Here is an 18,536-nt window from a genome sequence, read left to right as displayed (position 1 = left end):
ACCATACCCGTCGGCGCGGCACCACGAGCACGACCCGAAGCGCAAACAGCGGAAGGTCACGCACCCGGCGAACGGTCGTCTCATGGACCTGCCGGCATCGGTTGCCGCAATGCGCGCAATGCATCGTTTTGGCGGACGGCTTCAGGTGGATCATCACCGTGCGGCTCTCGCCCTCCGGCCACACGACCCGCTCCACCCGGTATCCCTTCCAGCCACCCAGCGCCTCGATCGTCTTCCGATCCAGCATGGAACGTCCCTTAGACCTCTCTCGAAAGGTCTAAGTTATCGATGCTAGGGAAAACGCTCCACGGAAACCTGCGAAGAACCGTTTTTTTTGCCAGGAATGCGGGGGTGTCGACTACCCCTGGCGCCCGGTGCTGCGGCAGGTGCTTCGACTTCGGCTGTGCCTACGCTCAGCACGAACGGTTCTCGTGAAGTCTGGTGAGACCATCCCGGGCGGGGGTTCGGTATGGCCGTACGGCGCGCTCCGCGCGAACCCTCACCCGCCCTTCGGGCACCCTCTGCCGGAGGGGGGAGGGAACCGCGTCGGCGTGACTCGGCAGGCGAGTCACCCTCCTGCGCGCGAAAGCTCGCGCCTGGCATCCCGCTAGACCGTGCCCAGGAAGGCCTCGAGCAGGGCGCCACGGTATTTCTGCCGGTGCAGCAGCAGCGACAGCATGCGCTTGAGGTCGAGGAATGGCGTCCTCAGCGCCACCAGTCGCCCGGTTGCCAGCGCATCGACCAGCGCCACTTCGGGCAGGCAGGCGATGCCGAGGCCGGCGGCAACGGCCTGCTTGATCGACTCGACCTGATCCAGCTCCAGCACGGTCTCGCCCGGCGGCAACTGTGCCAGCACGCGCTCGGTGGTGGCGCGCGTGGCCGAGCCCGGTTCGCGCAGCACCCAGCGTGCGCCGGCGAAATCGGCCGGCTTGAGCGAGCGCTTGCGCGCCAGCGGATGGCCCGGCGCTGCGCATACGCGAAGCCGGTCATCGCGCCACGGCTTGAGCTCCAGTTGCGGATGCGCGACCGGACCCTCCACGCAGCCGACGTCCAGCGCGTGATCGAGCAGCATCGAAGCGATCGTGTCGGTGTTCGCCACGCGCAGGCGGATCGCCACCTGCGGCTGCGCGCGCACGAAGCTGCCCAGCAGCTCGCCCACCAGGTAGTTGCCCACCGTGTTGCTCGCTCCAATGCGAAGCTCGCCCGCGAGCGCCTGCACGTCGCCCTGGCCGAACCTGGCCAGTTCGGCGTGGCGCTCGAGCAGTTCCTGCGCGCGCGGCAACAGCTCGCGCCCCCGTGCGTTCAGATGCAGGCGACCACGCTCGCGGTCGAACAGCAGCGCGCCGAGCTGACGCTCCAGTTCGGCCAGCGCCATGCTGGCGGCCGGCTGGGTCAGGTGCACGCGTACGGCGGCAGCGCGCAGGCTGCCGTGCAGCGCGGTCTGTACGAACACGTCCAGCTGGCGGGGCGTGATGTTGAGCATTCAGCTCAGCTTATCCTATCGATCAACTATGCAAAGTTTTCTTGATTCATCGTGACACCGACAATGGCCACATGCCATCGCCCGGATCACCGATGAACGCCGTTCCCGCCAGCCCTGCCCCCACCCTCACCGCACGCCTGCCCGGCCTTGGCCTGGCGCTGGCCATCGCAACGCTCGCGCTGTGGCTCGGCAAGCTGGCGCCACTGATCGGCGGACCGGTGATCGGCATCGTGCTCGGCATCCTTGTGCGCAACACCGCCTCGCCGGGCGCGCGCTTCACTCCCGGCATCCAGTTCGCCGGCAAGCAGGTTCTGCAGTGGTCGATCGTCGCGCTGGGTTTCGGACTCAGCCTCGACCAGGTGGCGAAGACGGGCCTCGAATCGCTGTCGGTCACGCTGGTCACCATGAGCTCGGCGTTCCTTGCGGCCTGGGGGCTGGGACGCCTGCTCGGCGTGCACGACCAGCTCAAGGTGCTGATCGGCGTGGGCACCGCGATCTGCGGCGGCTCGGCGATCGCAGCGGTAACGCCGATCATCAGGCCGGACGAGCACGACACCGCCTTCGCGATCTCCACCATCTTCCTGTTCAACGTGGTGGCGGTGCTGTTGTTTCCACTGCTCGGGCACCTGATGCACCTGTCCGACCTGGGCTTCGGCCTATGGGCCGGCACGGCGATCAACGACACCTCCTCGGTGGTCGCCGCCGGCTACAGCTACAGCCATGCGGCGGGCGACTACGCGACCATCGTCAAGCTCACCCGCGCCACGCTGATCATCCCGGTGTGCATCACGCTGGCGGTGATGGTGGCGGTGCGCGAAAAGAAGAAGGGTGCGGCCGACTTCAGCCTCGGGCGCATCTTCCCGTGGTTCATCCTGTGGTTCCTGGTTGCCTCGGGAGTGCGCACGGCGGGACTGGTGCCGCTGGCCGTGCAGCCGCTGATCCACGCATTGGCGAAATTCCTGATCATCGTCGCGCTCACCGCGATCGGACTGTCGGCCAACCTGCGCAGGATGATCTCCAGCGGTCCGCGGCCGATCCTGCTGGGGTTCGGCGTGTGGGTCGCGGTGGCAGTGAGCAGCCTGCTGGTGCAGCTGGCGATCGGGCAGCTTTGAGGCGGCCTGCCGAAGCCCTTCGACTTCGCTGCCCTGCGTTCCGGGGCGAGCGCAGTTTTGCGGGTAACGACGGTTCCGCGTAACCGTCCGTCCGGAGCGCAAGCCCGCAGGGCCGAAGCCGAAGGGCCCACCCAGCTAAGGCGTTGCGCGCCCCTGTTCCGCCAGCGTCAACGCCACCTTGTCGCGCAGGTACACCGGCAGGGCCTGCTCCGGCGCAACGGCGCGGCCGGCCTGGTACTCGCGCACCGCCAGTTCGGCCACATGGCGGGCCTGCGGATAGCGGTCGCCATCGGCCTGCCTCAATCCGCCGGTGAGATGGCCGCGCAGCACGTCGGCGTAGCTGGCCCAACCGCTGCCGACCACGTTCCAGACGTCGGCCTCGGGCAATACCAGCGCATCGGGCCTGCAGACGCGTTCGTCATCCAGCACCACCAGCCCGCCGTTGCCGTCGCGCCGATAGCAGGCGGCATAGATCTCGCCCATGCGTGCATCGATCACGGCGAGGATCGCCGCCTCGTCCTCCAGCGCCTCCAGCGCCAGCGCGGCGAGCGAGGACACCGGCACCACCGGACGATCCAGCGCCAGCGCCATGCCCTGCGCCAGCGCCACGCCCAGCCGCACGCCCGTGAACGCGCCAGGGCCGCGGCCGACGGCGATCGCGTCCAGCGCATGCCGGCCCAGCCCCGCTTCGGCCAGCAGCGCGTCGGCCATCGGCAGCGCCAGCTCGGCGTGCCGCCGCGGCGCCAGCTCGCTGCGTGCGAACACTTGCTGGCCATGCACGAGAGCGATGGAACAGGCTTCGGTGGAGGTTTCGATGGCGAGCAGGTTCATGGTCCGGAATTCTCGCACGCCGCAGGCGAACCGGCCCGCATCGCGCATCCCATTACCTGCCAGGTAATCGCCGCGCCGCGGCGGCGGGGCCAAGCTGTGCCCACACCCACCACGGAGCACCGCCATGCATGCCACCCACGAGCTGATCGCCAACTACATCCGCAGCTGGAACGAAGCCGACCCGCTGCGCCGCCGCGCGCTGATCGAGGACGTCTATGCCGAACACGCCACCTACACCGATCCGATGGTCCAGGCGCACGGCTGGGAGGGCATCGACGCCACCATCGCCGCGGTGCAGGACATGTTCCCCGGCCACCGTTTCAGCCTGGCTGGCGAGGTGGATGCGCACCACGGGCTGGCGCGTTTCCAGTGGCATCTTTCGGCACCCGGCACGGCCGAACCACGGGTGATCGGTTTCGACGTGGCGGAACTGGACGAGGGCCGCATCCGCCGCGTGCATGGCTTTCTGGACAAGGTGCCGATGGCCGCCTGAGCCATCGACGACCTGCCTGACAGATCAATCCGATCCCCGGAGCCACCCATGAGCCACTTCACCACCACCGACGGCACGAACCTCTTCTATCGCGACTGGGGCCGCGGCCAGCCGATCGTCTTCCTCGCTTCCTGGGCGCTGGATTCGCGCGCCTGGGACAGGCACATGCTGCACTTCAACGCGCGCGGCTACCGCTGCATCGCGCTGGACCGCCGCGGCCACGGCCGCTCGGACGATCCCGGCCGCGGCTACGACCTCGACCGGCTTGCAGACGACGTCGCCGAGCTGCTCGACCATCTCGACCTGCGCGGGGCGACGCTGGTCGCCCATTCCATGGCCAGCGGCGAATGCACCCGCTGCCTCGCCCGCCACGGCAGCGCACGAGTGGGCCGCCTGGTCTTCCTGGCGCCGGTCGCGCCCAGCTATGCCGAGGGCAGCCGCGCATCCTGGAGCATGGACGAGCCCACCACCGAGGCGGTGCTCGCGGCCATCCGCCGCGACCTGCCCCGCTGGCTGGCCGACAACGCCGACGGCTTCTTCCTGCCGGCCGAGACCGGCACCACACCGGAATACGTGCAGCACACCATCGACATCATCCGCGATGCCTCGCTGCAGGCGCTGGTCGACTGCTTCCGCGCCAAGCGCGCCGACCAGCGTGCGGAGCTGCGCGCGATCGAGGTGCCGCTGCTGGTGATCCACGGCAACCGCGACGCCAGCGAGCCGGTACAGCAGGGCCGCGCGATCGCCACGCTGGTGCCGCACAGCCGCTATATCGAGTATGCCGGGGCGCCACATGGCCTCTACCACACGCATTTCGACCGGCTGGTGGAGGACATCCACGCGTTCCTGCGCAAACCAGCCACGGCCGATGTTTCAGCCCGTTCGCCCAGGGCGGAGCAAAGCCGAGTCGAAGGCACCGCATAACGGCATCCCGCAGCGAGTCCTTCGGCTTTGGCCTGCGGCCAGCGCCCGGGACGAACGGAGAGGTATCGGCCTCTTTCAGGCCGGCAACCGTTTGGCATCATTCCCTGCCATGAACGCCCAACCGAACGAAACCCACCGCCCCGTCGGCGACCTGCTGCGCGAATGGCGCCGCCACCGCCGCCTGAGCCAGCTCGAGCTGGCCTGCGGCGCGGACATCTCCACGCGCCACCTGAGCTTTGTCGAATCGGGCCGCTCGCAGCCGAGCCGCGACATGATCCTGCACCTGGCCCAATACCTGGATGTGCCGCTGCGCGAACGCAACGCCTTGCTGGTCGCCGCCGGCTTCGCGCCAGTCTTCCGCGAACGCGCACTGGACGACCCGGCCCTCGCCACCGCACGACAGGCCGTCGACCTCCTGCTCAAGGGCCTGGAGCCCTATCCCGCGCTCGCAGTCGACCGCTACTGGCACCTGGTCGCCAGCAACCAGGCGACGCTGCGCCTGCTCGGCGGCGTCGCACCGGAGCTGCTCGCGTCGCCGGTCAACGTGTTGCGCCTGAGCCTGCATCCGGCCGGGCTCGCCCCGCGCATCCGCAATCTCGTCCAATGGCGCGCGCACCTGTTGCACCGCCTGCGCCAGCAGATCGACGCGAGCCAGGACCCGCAGCTGATCGGCCTGCTGCGTGAACTGCAGGCCCTGCCCGCGCCCGCGGGTGCGCCCGATACCCACGTCACCTCGTCCATCGCCGTTCCGCTGCAGCTGGAAGTCGATGGCCGGGTGCTCTCCATGCTCAGCACCACCACCGTGTTCGGTACGCCGGTGGACATCACGCTGGCGGAGTTGGCGCTGGAGGCGTTCGTGCCGGCGGATGGGGAAACGGCGGAGCGGCTGCGGGCATCGGCCGGGTGACACCCTGGAACCTTCCCCGGCCGCAACGGCACAGCGGGGACGGTGGGCGCGGCGCCTGGCGCGTCGCTTGTCTACGATTCGTGGTGGACGTGGCCAACCCGATCCTTGCGGGCGCCTAGCCGTTCCTTAACGAACGCTGTGTTCGAGTGTGTCCAACGAACCGGTTCAGGTGTGCCTCATGCAGACGACGACTCGCACCGTAGTCCACGCACCGGCAGGCGCCGCCGCGGCCCGCGCGCAGTTCCTTGGCCGCCGGCCACGTACGGCATCCGTGGAGCGCCCAACGCGCCGCGCGTGACCGCCAGGTCGCGCGCACTCATCACCCTTCCCACTCCTGCATCGGCCTGCCCCACGGCGGGCCGATGCAGGGTCGTCCGCGACAGGAGAGCCCATGGCTGATATCGCAATCATTGGCGGCGGTGCCGCAGGCGCCTCGCTCTTCGGCGAACTGCTGCGCCGCGGCAGCGCGCGCGTGCACTGGATCACTGGCGACCGCGCCGTCGCCGGCCGTGGCGTGGCCTACGCCAGCGGCAGCGGGCGGCACCTGCTCAACGTGCGCGCACAGGCCATGAGCCTGTTCGCCGGCAGCGAGGGCGAATTCCTGCAATTCGCCGCACAACGCGTGGACGGCGCAGGCGCCGACGATTTCCTGCCGCGCGACCTGTTCGGCGATTTCGTCGAAGCGCAGGTGCGTGCCTGCGCCGACCAGGCCCTGCTGCAGGGACGCCACTTCCAGATCCATGGCGACGACGCGGTGCAGGTCGAGCCGCTGTGCGATGGCGGCTACGCCGTGCGCCTCGCCGGCGGGCTGCTGATCAAGGCCGACGCAGTGGTACTGGCGCTGGGCGCATTGTCGCCGCGGCCGCTGAAGACGGTGTCCCGTGAGGCGTTGCAGGGCGGCGCCTATGTGCTCGATCCCTGGCACGTCAACCGCCGCGAAACCGCGCCACGCCGGGTGCTGGTGATCGGTACCGGGCTGACCGCGGTCGACACCCTGCTGTCCGCCGGCGCGCGCTGGCCGCAGGCCGAGCTGGTGGCGGTCTCGCGCCACGGGCAACTCCCCTTCGAGCATGGCCTGCTGCCGCTGCCCCCGTATGCCGGGCAATCGGCGCTCAATACAACGCTGCTTGCCAGCGACAACCTGCTGGCGATGCTCCGGCACGTGCGTCGTGCGATCGCCGCTGCGCCGCAGGCCGACCGGCGCAGCCTGGTCGACGGCATGCGGCCGATCAACGCGCGGCTGTGGCGCCGGCTGGACGCGCGCCAGCGGCGGCAGTTCCTGCGCCACCTGCGCTGGCTGTGGGAGTCGGCGCGCCACCGCGTCGCGCCCGCCTCCGCCGAAGCGCTCACCGCGATGCGGGAGCAAGGCCGGCTGCGGCTGCATGCGGCGCGCGTACTCGGCGTCGATGGGCACGGTCCGCTGCGGGTGAGCTTGCGCCATCGCGCCACCCAGCAGCTGGACACCTTGTCCGCGGACCTGGTGATCCAGGCCACCGGGCTCGATACCGCCGTCGCGTTCACCGAGCACCCGCTGCTCTCGCGCCTGCTGCGCGACGGGCTGGCCATGCCCGATCCGCTGCAGCTGGGCGTGGCCGCGCATCCGGATGGCCAGCTGATCAACGCCCGCGGCGAGTTGCAGGTCGGGCTGTACGCGATCGGCGCACTGCTGCGCGGCAACCTGTGGGAGTGCAGTGCCATGGCCGAGATCCGCGTGGCCGCGCAGCAACTGGCGCGACGCCTGGCCGCGGCCGATAGCGTGGGGGTCTCGCATGCCGGCGGGGCTTCGGCCGGGAAGCTGCGCGAGCCGGCGGCTGGGCTTGCGCCTTCCGCGTGACCGCGGAGTGCGTCCCTGCGCACCGTGGATTACGGTCTGGTCGACCGAGCCGGCCCGCTCGGCGATCAGGCCATCGCGGCCCTGGCCGCCTCGGCCAGCCATTGCATGGCACCGCGATATGGACCGGGGCCATGGCTGATCCGCGCCACGCCCAGTTCAGCCAGGCGCGCACGGCCGGGGACGCCGGGCATGACCATGATGTTCAGCGGCAGCGGGGAGGCTTCGGCCAGGCGCGCGATCAGCGGCTCGTTGACCACGCCAGGCACGAACAGGCCGCTCGCGCCGGCATCGGCATAGGCATGCGCGCGCTCCAGCGCCGCATCCACCATCGCCATGTCGTGGACGTCGGCCGGCTTCTGGAAGAACACGTCCGTGCGCGCATTGATGAACATCCCCACGCCCGCGTCCTCCGCCGCCTGGCGTGCTGCAGCGAGTCGCGCGGTCTGGTCGCGCATGTCGCGCAGGCGGCCGTCGGTGGGAAAGCTGTCTTCCAGGTTGCAGCCGACCGCGCCGCCCTTCAGCGCGGCCGCGACGGTGGCCGACACCAGGGCGGGGGCATCGCCGTAACCGCTTTCCAGATCGATCGTCACCGGCTGGGCCACCGCGGCGACGATGCGGCGCAGGTTGTCCAGTGCAAAGGCGAACGGCAGATGCTCGCCATCGGCGAAACCATTGGCGGCCGCCACCGACCAGCTGCCAGTGGCGATCGCCTGGGCACCGGCCTCGGCGACGGCGCGGGCGCTGCCGGCGTCCCAGGCGTTGAACAGCACCAGCGGCTGGCCGGGCACATGCAGGCAATGGAATAGACGGGCCTTGTCGTTTTGCGTGCTCACTGCGGTCTCCAGGTGGTGCGGGGGGGTGGGAGCCAGGGGATGCGTATGCCTCCGGGCGGGATGTTTCGCTGGCTGGCCGATCGCCAGCGGGGTCCATTCCCCTGTCCAGAGGAACAGTCGGCGATGGCCAGGCTCGCGCAGGCAGGCGAACCTGGCCCAGCGGCTCAGCCGCGCTTCGCGTTCATCGCGGACGCGTGCGCCTCTTTCAGCTTCACGGCGCAGTCGTCGCAGCACACTTCCACGGCCTGCCCGCCGATGCGCACCTGGATGGCGTTCTCGTCCAGTTCGCAGTCGCAGGCAGCACAGGTTCGCTCGTTCATGTCGTTTCTCCAGTCGACCCGGGCATCGGGTGGAGAGAGTAGACCCCGCGCCAGGCCCGGCCGCTGTCGAAAACTTTAGCGATCAGCGTTGCAGCGCCATCTGCCGGAATTCGCTGGGCGTGCGGCCATACATCTTCTGGAACGCCGCGGTGAAGTGGCTGTGGCTGGAAAAGCCCAGGTCCACGCCGAGCGCGGCCAGGTCGTGGTAGTCCCTGAGCAGGTCCAGCGCGCGCGCCAGCCGCAAACGCAACTGGTAGCGGTACAGCGGTACGCCTTCGACCTGGCGGAAACTCTGCGTGAGATAGACCGCCGATATGCCGACCTCGGCCGCCACCTCCGCGAGCGTCCAGCGCCGGGCCAGGTCGCGCGCCAGCACCAGCTTGGCGCGGTCCACCAGTCGCTGGCGGGCCTGGCTGGACGCGGCCGCGTGCGTGGTGCGGGGGGCCAGTGCGCGATGCACCAGGGTAAGCGCCAGGCTCTCGCCTTCCAGCGGTTCGGCAATGCCTTCGTGCAGGGAATGGCGCAGCAATGCCACCAGCACCTGCGCGCGCGGATCGATGCGCAGGCGCGCCTGGCCGAAGCGCAGCGGCTCGCCGGAAAGCAGCAGCGCAGCCGGCGCCACTTCACGCAGCAGCGCCTCGTCGACGGCTAGCGACAGGCTCGCGTCACCGCCTGCATTCGGATGGCTGACGCGGTAGTCCTCGCCGGCGTTGAAGAACAGCACCTGGCTGGCGTCGGCCACCGCGTCGTTGCTGCCGACATGCCGGACGTAGGTGCCGCGGTAGGGAAACACCAGCTGCGTGCGGCTGGCGCGTTCGACCGCGCCCTTGTGCCGGCAACTGCCCGCGCAGACCACGTCGCGCACTTCGATCAGCGGCGTGGCGAGCAGCGTGCGGACGTGGAACTGCGGATCGGTGGCCGACATGCGGCCATTGCAGCACAAGGCGCGTCCCTGCGCCCCCTGGGCGGCCAGTGGCGGCCCTACTGCTCGAGCGCCTCCACCGCCGCCAGCGTCTCCTGCACGTGCTTGTTCGGCTTGAGGTTCGAGTAGACGTGGACGATCTTGCCGGAGGGCGCGATCACGTAGGAGGTGCGGTCCGACCAGCCCGGCCGCATCGGCAGCAGCGCGTCGTATTGCTTGGCGATGGAGGCATCGGCGTCCGCCGCGACCGGGAACTTGCCGCCGCAGTGCTCGGTTTCCTTGGAGAAGTCCGCCAGCTGGTCGGTGTTGCCGGCGGTCACGCCGATCACGGTGGCGTGCAGCGCCTTGAACTTGTCGATGGCCACGGAGAACAGGTGCGCTTCGAGGTTGCAGCCGGAAGTGTGGGCGGCGGGGAAGAAGTAGACCACCACCGGCCCGTGCTTGAGCGCGTCGGCGAGCTTGAAGGTGAAAGGTTTGCCGGCGAGGTAGGCCGGCGCGGTGAAATCGGGCGCCTGCGTGCCTTCCTTGAGTGCGGCGAAGGCCGGCGAGGCCAATGCGGCGAACCCGGCGAGGACGAGCGCGGCGAACTTGATCGAGGGTTTCATGGCTTGTTCCTTGGCGTTGGGGAAAACGAACCGGTTATACGCCACTGGCGTGGCACCGGATGCTCAAAGGCTGGAGAGATAGGCCGCCAGCGCCTGCACGTCGGCATCGTCCAGCGTGCCGGCCACCCCTTCCATCACCCGCGTGTTGCTGCTGCCGGGGCGTATGCGCTGGCTGCGGAAGTCGTTCAGCCGCTTGGTGAGGTAGATCGCCGATTGCCCGCGCAGGCGCGGAATGGTCGACCACGGCGGGTGCGGCGCGTTGGTCGGCTGCGCGCGCGAGCCGAGCGCATCGCTGCCGTGGCAACCCTGGCAGGGCGGGATGCCGCGGGCCGGGTCGCCGGCGAGAAAGACCTGCGCGCCGCGCGAGCCGGCGTCGGCCTGGCCGGAGGGCTTGGGCGGGAGCGAGGCAAAGTGGCTGGCCAGGTCGCGCATGTCCGTGTCACTGAGCGGCGCGGCCTGGCCGGTCATGACCGGATCCTTGCGCTGGCCATGGTGGAACTGCTCGAGCTGCACGTACAGATAGGTCGCCGATTGCCCGGCCAGGTTGGGAAAGTTGGGCGCGACGGCGATGCCCTGCGGGCCGTGGCAGGCCGTGCATACGGCGGCCTTGCCGGCCCCGGCGACTGCATCGCCCTGGATCGGTGGCTGTCCGCGCAGGTCCAGGAAAGTCGCCGACGAGGCGGTGGCGGGCGCTGCCGCGGAGGCCGCCGGTGTTGCGTTGGCCTGTGCCTGGGCGTGCCCGGCGGATGCGGCCCAACCGAGTACTGCGGCGGACAGCAGCGGGAGCAGTGGGCGGTTCATGCGGTAGCCCTCACAGCTTGATGCTGAGCATGGCGCCGACCAGCGTGGCGCGGTAGTGCACCTGCGGACCACGGTCGGTGTAGATACGGTGGTCGTAGACCAGCGTGTCGCCGAAGCCCAGGTAGTGCCAGTCGAGGAAGCTGCCGCTCTGGTAGCGGCCGAACAGCCGCACGCCGATGCTGGCGGTGAGCGGGAAGCTCAGGCCCGCGTCGAAGGTGCTCGAGCGGTAGTGGTTGTCGGGGAAGCGGCCATTGAGCAGCGGCGCGGCGTCCGGAAAGGTCAGCGCGCCGGGCGAGGCGAAGTCGAAGCCGAGCTGCGAGAGCGACTGGGTGTAGTTCCACGCCAGGTCGAGCTTCACCCGGCCGAAGTCGTGCGCGAAGGTGATGCCGGCGTTGTAGTCGCGTTCGCGGTCCAGGTTGTGCCAGTAGTTTTCCAGCGGATAGAGCGGCCCGCCGAAGCGGGGGTCGTCACGTCCCACCGTGCCCACGACAGACTCGTTGTCGGCCACGTTGGCGAGCTTGAGCCGCGTGGTCTCGGCGCCGATGTAGACGCTGGCGTTGGTGTTCGGTTCGGGCTGCCAGTCCCACTCGCCGGTGAAGCCGGTCGTGCGCGTGTCCTGCCGGCCGACCAGCGCGTCGTAGTGGTCGCGGCTGCCGTAGAAGGTGGCCGACACCGTGCTGGCCTCGCCCAGCGGATAGAGCAGGATCACCCGCGCCTTGGTTTCCTTGCGGTCGCTCATGTCGTACTTGCGCATGGCATCGACGGTGAACGCGGGCGGCGGGATGCCGCCGGCGTTGATGAAGCCCGGCAGCGACTTGGAGTAGTACGCCTCGTACGGGTCGTAGTTGTACGTGCCGCCGCTGCGGTCGCCGTATTCGAAGCTGGCGCGCAGCGTCGCGTCGCCGAGCGATCGGCTGACCCAGGAGAGCTTGATGCGTTGCTCGTCCAGCCGCGTACGTTCGCGGTGGCGCGGCTGGTCGTGGTCGAAGGTGTAGACCAGGCTCAGCGAATCGGACTGGCCGACGTTCCAGTCCGCGCCCAGTTCCAGCAGCGTGTCGCGGTAGCCGAACGGCGCGCTGGCGATCTGCACGTTGGAGCTTGCGTAGTAGCCGTTGTCGAAGATGCCGGTCTCGCCCGGTACCACGCTGCCCTGCGCGCCGTTTTCGGAGATGTAGCCGTACTGCCCGGTGAGCGGGTTATAGGCGAGGTAGCGGGTCCTGTTGTCCTCGTCGTAGTAGCGCAGGTCCGCATGCCAGCCGAAGTTGCGGCCGGGATGGAAGGTCAGTTTCGCGTCGAGGAGCTGGGTGTCGATGCGCGCGTTGGCCGTCGAACGCGACAGTGCGGCCGAGCTGTTCCACAGGCCGCACGGGATCAACTGCTGCAACGGCCCGGCGGAAAAGCCCAGCGTGCCGGTGCAGTTGACCGGCGGCAGCAGGTCGTCGTCCTGGCGCATGGTGCCGTAGGCGGCAGCCAGCGAGAGTTCGCCGCGCCACCTGAGCTCGCGCGACAGCTCCAGGCGCAGGTTGTGGTAGTCGTTGTCCGGCTCCAACGAATACTCGCCGTTGACCACTGGCGCCACGTTGGGCACGCCGACCACGTTGTGGATCAGGAACGGGTTCTGGTAGTCCAGGTAGCTCTTGTGGTCGCGGAAGAACGAGCCGGTGTAGAGCGCGTTGAAGTGCCACAGCCTGCCGACCCGGCGCAGCCCCAGGTTGACGTCGGTGGTGGTGAAGTCGATCGGCCGGACCGTCTCCATGATGCCGCCGTCGCCGCCGAACGGAGAGCCGGTATTGGTGAAGAACGGGTAGTTGAAGAACATCGTCCCGCCCCACAGCCGCGTGCCGTCGCGCTTCTCGCTGGTGACCGAGGCGAAGCCGGTCCAGTCGCGATAGAGCTCTCCTTCCAGGCTCACGCCGGTGCGCGTGCGGGTCAGCCCGATGGTGCGGCGGGGGGCAGCGGCGGAAGCCTGCTGCACGGCGGCGATCGTGCTGCCGCCGGGCGTGAGTCCGGTGGGCAAAGTGAGGTTGCTGCTGCCGGTGCCGTTCCAGATCGGGAAGGCGTTGGTCGACACCGTGTGCGGCATGTCGCGGTAGAACGCCTCGACCCTGTAGTGCCCGTAGCGGCCGGCGCGCAGGCGGTAGTACTGGTCATCGCCGCTGATGCGGCTGCCGCGGAACTCGACATAGCTGCCGGTGCTGCGGTTGGCGAAGCCAAAAGCGAGCAGGCCCAGCGCCGCGCCGTTCTTCCAATCGGTGTACTGGCGGAAGAATTCCGCGTCGCGGTCGCCGCCGAGGTGGATGTAGCCGAGCTGCAGCAGGCCCCAGTAGGTCCAGTCGCCCCGCTGCCCCAGCGGCTTGCCGGTGAGGTCGTACGGGTAGGGATAGAGCGCGCCGCTGGGGGTGCGCAGCATGCCCGGGTGCAGCCACGACATGCCATCGGGGTTCGGCATCATGAGCGGCGACCAGCCTCGCGGATCCAGCCCGTTGCCGTACTGCATGTCGCCCACGCGCATGGTGTCGCTGCTGTCGCTGGCATGCACCAGCGGCGCGCCGGCCAGCAGCGCGAAGAGGATGGCGCGGGACATTGGATGGATGGTGCGCATGGCGTACTCCTCCCCCGTCCGTTCCTATTTGTGGAAGCGCGAGCCCGACGGGTTGTTCGAGCCGTGGATGTTGGTGTGGCAGGTCAGGCAGGCGCGGCCCATCAGGCGCTCGTCCGGATTCGGCCCGCGGCCGAGGTTGGTCGGCACCTGCAGGTCGTTCGGGTGGCGGGTCATGGTGTGGCACTGCTGGCACAGCATCGGCAGCGGCGCGACCAGCAGGGTCTGCTGGTTGGAGCCGTGCGGGTCGTGGCAATTGAGGCAGCTCTCGCGCACCGGCGCGTGCTCGAACAGGAACGGCCCGCGCTTCTCGGCATGGCAGGCGTAGCAGGTTTCGTTGACCGTGTCGGTTTTCAGCAGCGGGCGGGTCAGCGTGCCGTGCGGGTTGTGGCAGTCGGTGCAGGCCATCTGTCCTTCCGGCAGCGGCATGTGCGAGCGCCGGTTGAACTTGGCCATGATGTCCTTGTGGCAGCTGGCGCAGACCTCGTTGATCGAGGGCTTGGCCAGCACGCCCTCGGGCGACAACCGCGCCATTGGGTTGTGGCAGTCGCTGCAGGACAGCCCGCGCGCCTCGTGCACCGATCCGAGCCAGTGCTGCCGTGCGCCGCCGGCGTGGCAGCCCAGGCAGACCGCGGTCTGGGTGTGCACGTCGGTCCTGGCGCCGTGGGTGAAGGCAATGATCGAGCCGGCCTGCGCCGGGTTCTTCGCGTGCTCCGAGCCGGGGCCGTGGCAGCTTTCACAGGCTGCCTGCGGTCCGCTGTGGGCGGCGCCGGCGTTGAACGACTGCACGTGCAGAGAGTGGACAGCGTGCATGTCCTCCAGCGAATGGCAGGCGATGCAGGTCTTCGCGCCCACCGGGTCGGCGTCGGGCGCCAGCGGGTTATGCGGGATCGGCGCGGCGTCGAAGGGAGTGGCCGGGCTGTCGTCCACCTGTTGCAGGTGCGGATCGTCCTTGCGGAAGGCACTCGCCCCCATATCGGTGGCCGGCAGCATGCGTGCGATGTCGGCCTGGCTCAATCCGCTGGAGGGCTGGCTCGCCGCCGGCGCAGGCGTCGCCTGCGGCGGCGACTGCGCCTGGGCCGCGGACCAGAGCACGCCGCCAAGCCCCACTGCGATGGATAGCACGGCCGCAAACGAAACCGGTAAGGCACGCATGGCTGGCATCCCCGATAGCTGGCGTGAACCTGCAGGGCGGGCCCAGCCCCCGCTGGCGGGCCCGACACGGGCGCCTGCAAGCGCCGCTGGAGGCCATTAGACCCATCGGCGTGAAAACGGCATGCAAGCGCGTCGCGCGGGTCCGGACGGGCCTGGCCATCGAACGCATACGCGCCGGGCCGCACCGAACCGCACCGGTGGGTGCGCCATGCCGACGCAAAGGTTGGACGCGTTCGCAGGTCGCGCTACCGCTCGCCGGACACCACAGTAGAACCGGAGTCCGGCGAGGCCGGACCTTCCTCAGCGGGAAGCACCCGTCGCGGCCAGCGCCGCGGGCCGCCGCACCGGCGGGGTTACCAGCATGTGGAACGCAGCCACGTGCGTGATCATCAGCAGCGGCACGTAGATCACCGGGATCACGTAGGCGGCGCCGAGTTCCCCCGCCATGTCCGGCAGGTGGGCATGGATGGCGTGGTAATAGTCCACCAGCAAATCGGCCATCCCCACCAGGTTGAAAGCGGCCACGAGCAGCCAGAACAGCGCGCGCAGCCTCCACGCGAGCAGCGCGAGCATGGCCAGCACACCCGTAGCCAAGTCGGCGTGCGCGGCCCATGCCGCGAAGCTGTCCGGCAGGTGTGGGCCGACGACGCCCGGCATCGCGAAGACCAGCCCGAAAAACCGGAAGCTGTGCAAGGTGGCGATGGCGCGGTGTGCCGAGATCCTGTCCATGGCTTTCAGCCGGGGACCGATGTACGCGCGATAGCAGAGCAACCAGGCGACGTAGCCCAGCACGAGCTGGAGGGTAAAGGTGTGTGCCGGTGACATGGAGGACTCCTCTGCTGTCGGCTGCGCGAACCGTGCGGTCCGCGTTGGTACCGCCGAGTACCACCGCGACATGCTACGGTACCCACCGGTACCAACGCAAGAGTTTTGCCATGAAGCATCAACCGATCGTCGAACCCGGCCCGCTGCCGGCCCGCGAGCGCATTCTGCGCGCCGCGATGGAGGCCTTCATGGAGCACGGCTACACCGAGGCGAGCACCTTGAAGATCGCCACCCATGCGCAGGTCTCGAAGCGGGAGCTGTACGCGTTGTTCGGCAACAAGCAGGCCATGCTGGTGGCATGCATCGCCGATCGCGCCGGACGCATGCGGGTGCCGGAGGAGCTGCCGCGCGCACGCGACCGCGAAGAATTCGCGGCGGGACTGTCCGGGCTCGGCGCGACGGTCCTGTGCGAGGTCAGCGATCCGGCCGTGATCGCCGTCTTCCGGCTCGCGATCACCGAGGCACAACGCGCGCCGGAGGTCGCGGCCACGCTGCAGGCCGCACGCCAGGCGATCCGCACGACCGTGCGCGGGATCCTGGCGCAGGCCCAGTCAGCGGGAATGGTCGGTACCGGCGACCTGGAACAGATGAGCAACCGCTATCTCGCGCTGCTCTGGGGCGACCTGCTGATGGGCCTGTTGCTGCGCATCCGCGCCGCGCCCAGCCGGTCGGAGCTCGATGAACGGGCCAGGATGGCCACCGAGGACTTGCTACGGTTGTATGCGGAGCCGGAAAAGCGAAACTCGCCGGTTGCCGTGAAGCGACGGACACCGACCAGATGAGCGCGCGGCGGCAGCGGAGCGCACGGCGATCGCCAGCCTCTGCAATGGCTCGTCAGCCGGTGGGTGGATGTGGGGCGCCGCCCCGCATCCGGGTCTGTCCGGCGCCGGCCCTTGCGGGCATAGAGCATGCGGTCGGCCGCGTCGATCGGCGAGGCGGCGTCCCAGCCATGTTGGGGCGCGGCACCGATGCCGATACTGGCACCGGGCCGGGCCGACTCGAGCGCAGCCGCCTCGTTGAGGTTGGCCTCGATGCGCCGTGCGATGTCCTGCGCCTGTTCCAACGCCGTATGGGGAAGCACGGCGAGGAACTCGTCTCCGCCGTAGCGGCCAAGCCGGTCGCCGTCGCGCAGCATCTCGCGCAGCCGCGCCACCACCCAGACCAGTGCCCGGTCGCCGGCGCTGTGGCCGAACTGGTCGTTGATCGCCTTGAAGCGGTCCAGGTCGACCATGAAAAGGCTGAGCGGCGCCTGTTCGCGCGCGTGGGTGGCCAGGTCGGTCTCCAGCGCGGCCAACACGCCACGGCGGTTGAGCACGCCGGTCGGCGGGTCCTGCGCGGCTTCGGTCAGCAGGCTCTGCCGGGATGCCTCAGGCGGGCGCGGCCCCGAGCTGACGACCCGGTTCGATACGCATACCCGCCCGGCGCAAACATCCGCCGTAGCGCGCGGGACTCCCGGAGGGTGCACTGGCCCGGCGAAAAGTTGGGCGGGTGGCCCGTCGGCGAACGGGCACGGCGATCGCGCCGGGCGCTGGAGCCTTCGGGCGTGGGCAAGGCTCCGCCGACAGCGCAGGCTACCCCGGCGCCTGTCCCGGCGTGGCCGGCTTGCCCGGCGGGCGCAACGGCGTACCGTCCAGCTCGGGAATGGGCCGGTCGTAGTCCACGCATGCATTCCCTCGGCGGCGTGCACGGCACGCCGCTGAGTGACCGGGGCCTTTGCGATCAGCCGCGGACCTCGCCGCAAAGGCACGGCAGTCCGGCGGCGCAACCGCAGCCGCAGGCCGACAGGTTGGCCGGGGCAGCCTGGCAGCCGCAGGTGCAGGCGGTGCCCGCGCAGTTGGGGCAATGGCAGGCGAAGGTGTTGGCGGAGTGGTTCATGGGTACGTCCTCGATGGGGTTGGCAGGGATACGGACCTCGATCCGTGCTGCCATTGTCGGGACCACCCCTGGCGAGCGCTTGAACCAAACGGCTAACCTTCGCCTGCCCTGCCGCGGAGACCCGCCATGACCAGAGCCATGCCCGCCACCGGCAGCGATCCCCGCCGCAGCGTCGCCGGCGTCGGCCGGGTCGTGCTGTGGAAAGGCGGCAGCGTGTGGATGGGGCGCGACACCGGCCAGGTGCAGCCGCACAGCCACCATGCCATCCAGATCACGCTCGCGCCCGCGCGGCGGATCCGTATCCGCGGCGCCGCCGAGGACGCCTGGCACGAGACCTCGGCCGCCATCGTCATGCCCGACCGGCCGCACCTGTTCGACGGCTGCGGCCACACGGTGGCGATGGTGTTCGTCGAACCGGAGACGCTGGCCGGCCACGCCCTGCTCGCGCGCCACGGCCAGCGCGACGTGAGCCTGCTCGACGACGAAGGCCTGGCCAGCCGCGCGGCCGCGCTGCATGCCGTGTTCGAAGCTCGCGGGACCGATGGGGCGCTGGTCGATGCCGCCCGCGGCTTGATCGAGCACCTGGCAGGCGCACCGGTGGGGCGCGACGTGGTCGACCCACGCATCGGCGCCGTGCTGGAACGCATCCGCGAGCATCCCGACGCGGAGCTCGACCTGGCGCAGGCGGCCGCCATCGCGCACCTCTCACCCAGCCGCTTCCGCCACCTGTTCGTCGCGCAGACCGGGATTTCCTTCCGTGCCTACCTGCTGTGGGCGCGCGTGGGCTATGCGGTGGTGCGTGGCCTGGCCGGCGGCTCCTGGACCGAAGCCGCACAGCAGGCCGGCTTCGCCGACTCGGCCCACCTCAGCCGCACCTGCCGGCGCATGTTCGGTATCGCCCCGACGATGCTGCTGCCGGAAGGCAAGGCCCCGCGTCTTCCCGGCACCGCCGCCGCGTGACCGGCTGCCGGCGTTCCCGTTCCCGCATGATCGTGTGGCCGCAGACGGATGCCGCGC

19 protein-coding genes and 1 pseudogene are annotated in these 18,536 nt (G+C 69.7%); 7 read left to right on the top strand and 13 right to left on the bottom strand.

Going from position 1 to position 18,536, the window contains the following annotated elements; all coding sequences use genetic code 11:
* Both BMZ38_RS15915 and BMZ38_RS15910 read right to left on the bottom strand, forming a co-directional pair.
* Positions 1 to 247 (bottom strand): transposase family protein (locus BMZ38_RS15915; protein WP_175484751.1); only part of this gene is annotated, 247 nt, incomplete at its 3' end.
* A gap of 360 nt (positions 248 to 607) precedes the next feature.
* Positions 608 to 1,483, bottom strand: coding sequence for a LysR substrate-binding domain-containing protein (locus BMZ38_RS15910; RefSeq protein ID WP_091340008.1), 876 nt, complete (start codon positions 1,481 to 1,483; stop codon positions 608 to 610).
* A 92-nt stretch (positions 1,484 to 1,575) separates the two neighbouring features.
* Here BMZ38_RS15910 and BMZ38_RS15905 point away from each other — a divergent pair, with 92 nt between their 5' ends.
* The gene (locus BMZ38_RS15905; protein ID WP_091340005.1) at positions 1,576 to 2,595 is read left to right on the top strand and encodes a YeiH family protein; all 1,020 of its coding nucleotides are present in this window, start codon (positions 1,576 to 1,578) and stop codon (positions 2,593 to 2,595) included.
* A gap of 135 nt (positions 2,596 to 2,730) precedes the next feature.
* On the opposite strand, the gene tsaB is transcribed toward BMZ38_RS15905, so the two are convergent.
* Positions 2,731 to 3,426: a tRNA (adenosine(37)-N6)-threonylcarbamoyltransferase complex dimerization subunit type 1 TsaB gene (tsaB, locus tag BMZ38_RS15900; protein WP_091340034.1), complete on the bottom strand. Its 696-nt coding sequence runs from the start codon at positions 3,424 to 3,426 to the stop codon at positions 2,731 to 2,733.
* 124 nt (positions 3,427 to 3,550) lie between these two features.
* Between tsaB and BMZ38_RS15895 the strand changes: the two genes are divergently transcribed.
* The 4 genes from BMZ38_RS15895 to BMZ38_RS15880 all read left to right on the top strand — a co-directional run bounded on the left by BMZ38_RS15895 (position 3,551) and on the right by BMZ38_RS15880 (position 7,584).
* Complete coding sequence (locus BMZ38_RS15895) at positions 3,551 to 3,919, top strand: nuclear transport factor 2 family protein (RefSeq protein ID WP_091340002.1); 369 nt, start codon at positions 3,551 to 3,553, stop codon at positions 3,917 to 3,919.
* Positions 3,920 to 3,967: 48 nt separating this feature from the next.
* Positions 3,968 to 4,843 carry an alpha/beta fold hydrolase gene (locus tag BMZ38_RS15890; RefSeq protein ID WP_091339999.1) on the top strand — a complete coding sequence of 292 codons (876 nt, stop codon included), beginning with the start codon at positions 3,968 to 3,970 and terminating at the stop codon, positions 4,841 to 4,843.
* A gap of 109 nt (positions 4,844 to 4,952) precedes the next feature.
* Entirely contained in the window at positions 4,953 to 5,750 is a 798-nt protein-coding gene (locus tag BMZ38_RS15885) for a helix-turn-helix domain-containing protein (RefSeq protein ID WP_091339996.1), read from the top strand.
* Between the two features lie 391 nt (positions 5,751 to 6,141).
* Positions 6,142 to 7,584 carry an FAD/NAD(P)-binding protein gene (locus tag BMZ38_RS15880; RefSeq protein ID WP_091339992.1) on the top strand — a complete coding sequence of 481 codons (1,443 nt, stop codon included), beginning with the start codon at positions 6,142 to 6,144 and terminating at the stop codon, positions 7,582 to 7,584.
* A 65-nt stretch (positions 7,585 to 7,649) separates the two neighbouring features.
* On the opposite strand, the gene BMZ38_RS15875 is transcribed toward BMZ38_RS15880, so the two are convergent.
* The 8 genes from BMZ38_RS15875 to BMZ38_RS15845 form a co-directional block, all read right to left on the bottom strand.
* Complete coding sequence (locus BMZ38_RS15875; protein WP_091339989.1) at positions 7,650 to 8,417, bottom strand: isocitrate lyase/PEP mutase family protein; 768 nt, start codon at positions 8,415 to 8,417, stop codon at positions 7,650 to 7,652.
* A gap of 164 nt (positions 8,418 to 8,581) precedes the next feature.
* Positions 8,582 to 8,737 carry a hypothetical protein gene (locus BMZ38_RS17855; RefSeq protein ID WP_175483797.1) on the bottom strand — a complete coding sequence of 52 codons (156 nt, stop codon included), beginning with the start codon at positions 8,735 to 8,737 and terminating at the stop codon, positions 8,582 to 8,584.
* Positions 8,738 to 8,819: 82 nt separating this feature from the next.
* The gene (locus BMZ38_RS15870; RefSeq protein WP_091339986.1) at positions 8,820 to 9,662 is read right to left on the bottom strand and encodes a helix-turn-helix domain-containing protein; all 843 of its coding nucleotides are present in this window, start codon (positions 9,660 to 9,662) and stop codon (positions 8,820 to 8,822) included.
* A 56-nt stretch (positions 9,663 to 9,718) separates the two neighbouring features.
* Complete coding sequence (locus BMZ38_RS15865; RefSeq protein ID WP_091339984.1) at positions 9,719 to 10,264, bottom strand: peroxiredoxin; 546 nt, start codon at positions 10,262 to 10,264, stop codon at positions 9,719 to 9,721.
* Between the two features lie 63 nt (positions 10,265 to 10,327).
* The gene (locus BMZ38_RS15860) at positions 10,328 to 11,065 is read right to left on the bottom strand and encodes a c-type cytochrome (RefSeq protein WP_091339981.1); all 738 of its coding nucleotides are present in this window, start codon (positions 11,063 to 11,065) and stop codon (positions 10,328 to 10,330) included.
* 10 nt (positions 11,066 to 11,075) lie between these two features.
* A complete protein-coding gene (locus tag BMZ38_RS15855) occupies positions 11,076 to 13,667 on the bottom strand; it encodes an MtrB/PioB family outer membrane beta-barrel protein (RefSeq protein WP_091339978.1) in 2,592 nt (863 codons plus the stop codon).
* Positions 13,668 to 13,691: 24 nt separating this feature from the next.
* Positions 13,692 to 14,819 (bottom strand): DmsE family decaheme c-type cytochrome, encoded by a 1,128-nt coding sequence (locus BMZ38_RS15850; RefSeq protein ID WP_091339975.1) that lies wholly within the window; start codon positions 14,817 to 14,819, stop codon positions 13,692 to 13,694.
* Between the two features lie 300 nt (positions 14,820 to 15,119).
* Positions 15,120 to 15,644 (bottom strand): hypothetical protein, encoded by a 525-nt coding sequence (locus BMZ38_RS15845; protein WP_091339972.1) that lies wholly within the window; start codon positions 15,642 to 15,644, stop codon positions 15,120 to 15,122.
* Positions 15,645 to 15,754: 110 nt separating this feature from the next.
* Between BMZ38_RS15845 and BMZ38_RS15840 the strand changes: the two genes are divergently transcribed.
* Positions 15,755 to 16,426 (top strand): TetR/AcrR family transcriptional regulator, encoded by a 672-nt coding sequence (locus BMZ38_RS15840; RefSeq protein WP_091339970.1) that lies wholly within the window; start codon positions 15,755 to 15,757, stop codon positions 16,424 to 16,426.
* 110 nt (positions 16,427 to 16,536) lie between these two features.
* Here BMZ38_RS15840 and BMZ38_RS18095 read toward each other — a convergent pair.
* Positions 16,537 to 17,109, bottom strand: a pseudogene (locus BMZ38_RS18095) (GGDEF domain-containing protein); the annotation flags it as partial.
* A gap of 254 nt (positions 17,110 to 17,363) precedes the next feature.
* The gene (locus BMZ38_RS17845; protein ID WP_175483798.1) at positions 17,364 to 17,519 is read right to left on the bottom strand and encodes a hypothetical protein; all 156 of its coding nucleotides are present in this window, start codon (positions 17,517 to 17,519) and stop codon (positions 17,364 to 17,366) included.
* 126 nt (positions 17,520 to 17,645) lie between these two features.
* Between BMZ38_RS17845 and BMZ38_RS15825 the strand changes: the two genes are divergently transcribed.
* Positions 17,646 to 18,479, top strand: a complete 834-nt coding sequence (locus tag BMZ38_RS15825; protein ID WP_091339963.1) for a helix-turn-helix transcriptional regulator — start codon at positions 17,646 to 17,648, stop codon at positions 18,477 to 18,479.
* The last annotated feature ends 57 nt before the right edge of the window (positions 18,480 to 18,536 follow it).

The sequence above is a fragment of the Frateuria terrea genome, assembly GCF_900115705.1.
GTDB classification, from domain to species: domain Bacteria; phylum Pseudomonadota; class Gammaproteobacteria; order Xanthomonadales; family Rhodanobacteraceae; genus Frateuria_A; species Frateuria_A terrea.
Note: the sequence above shows the minus strand (reverse complement) of the source record. Positions and strands in the feature narration are given on the sequence as shown.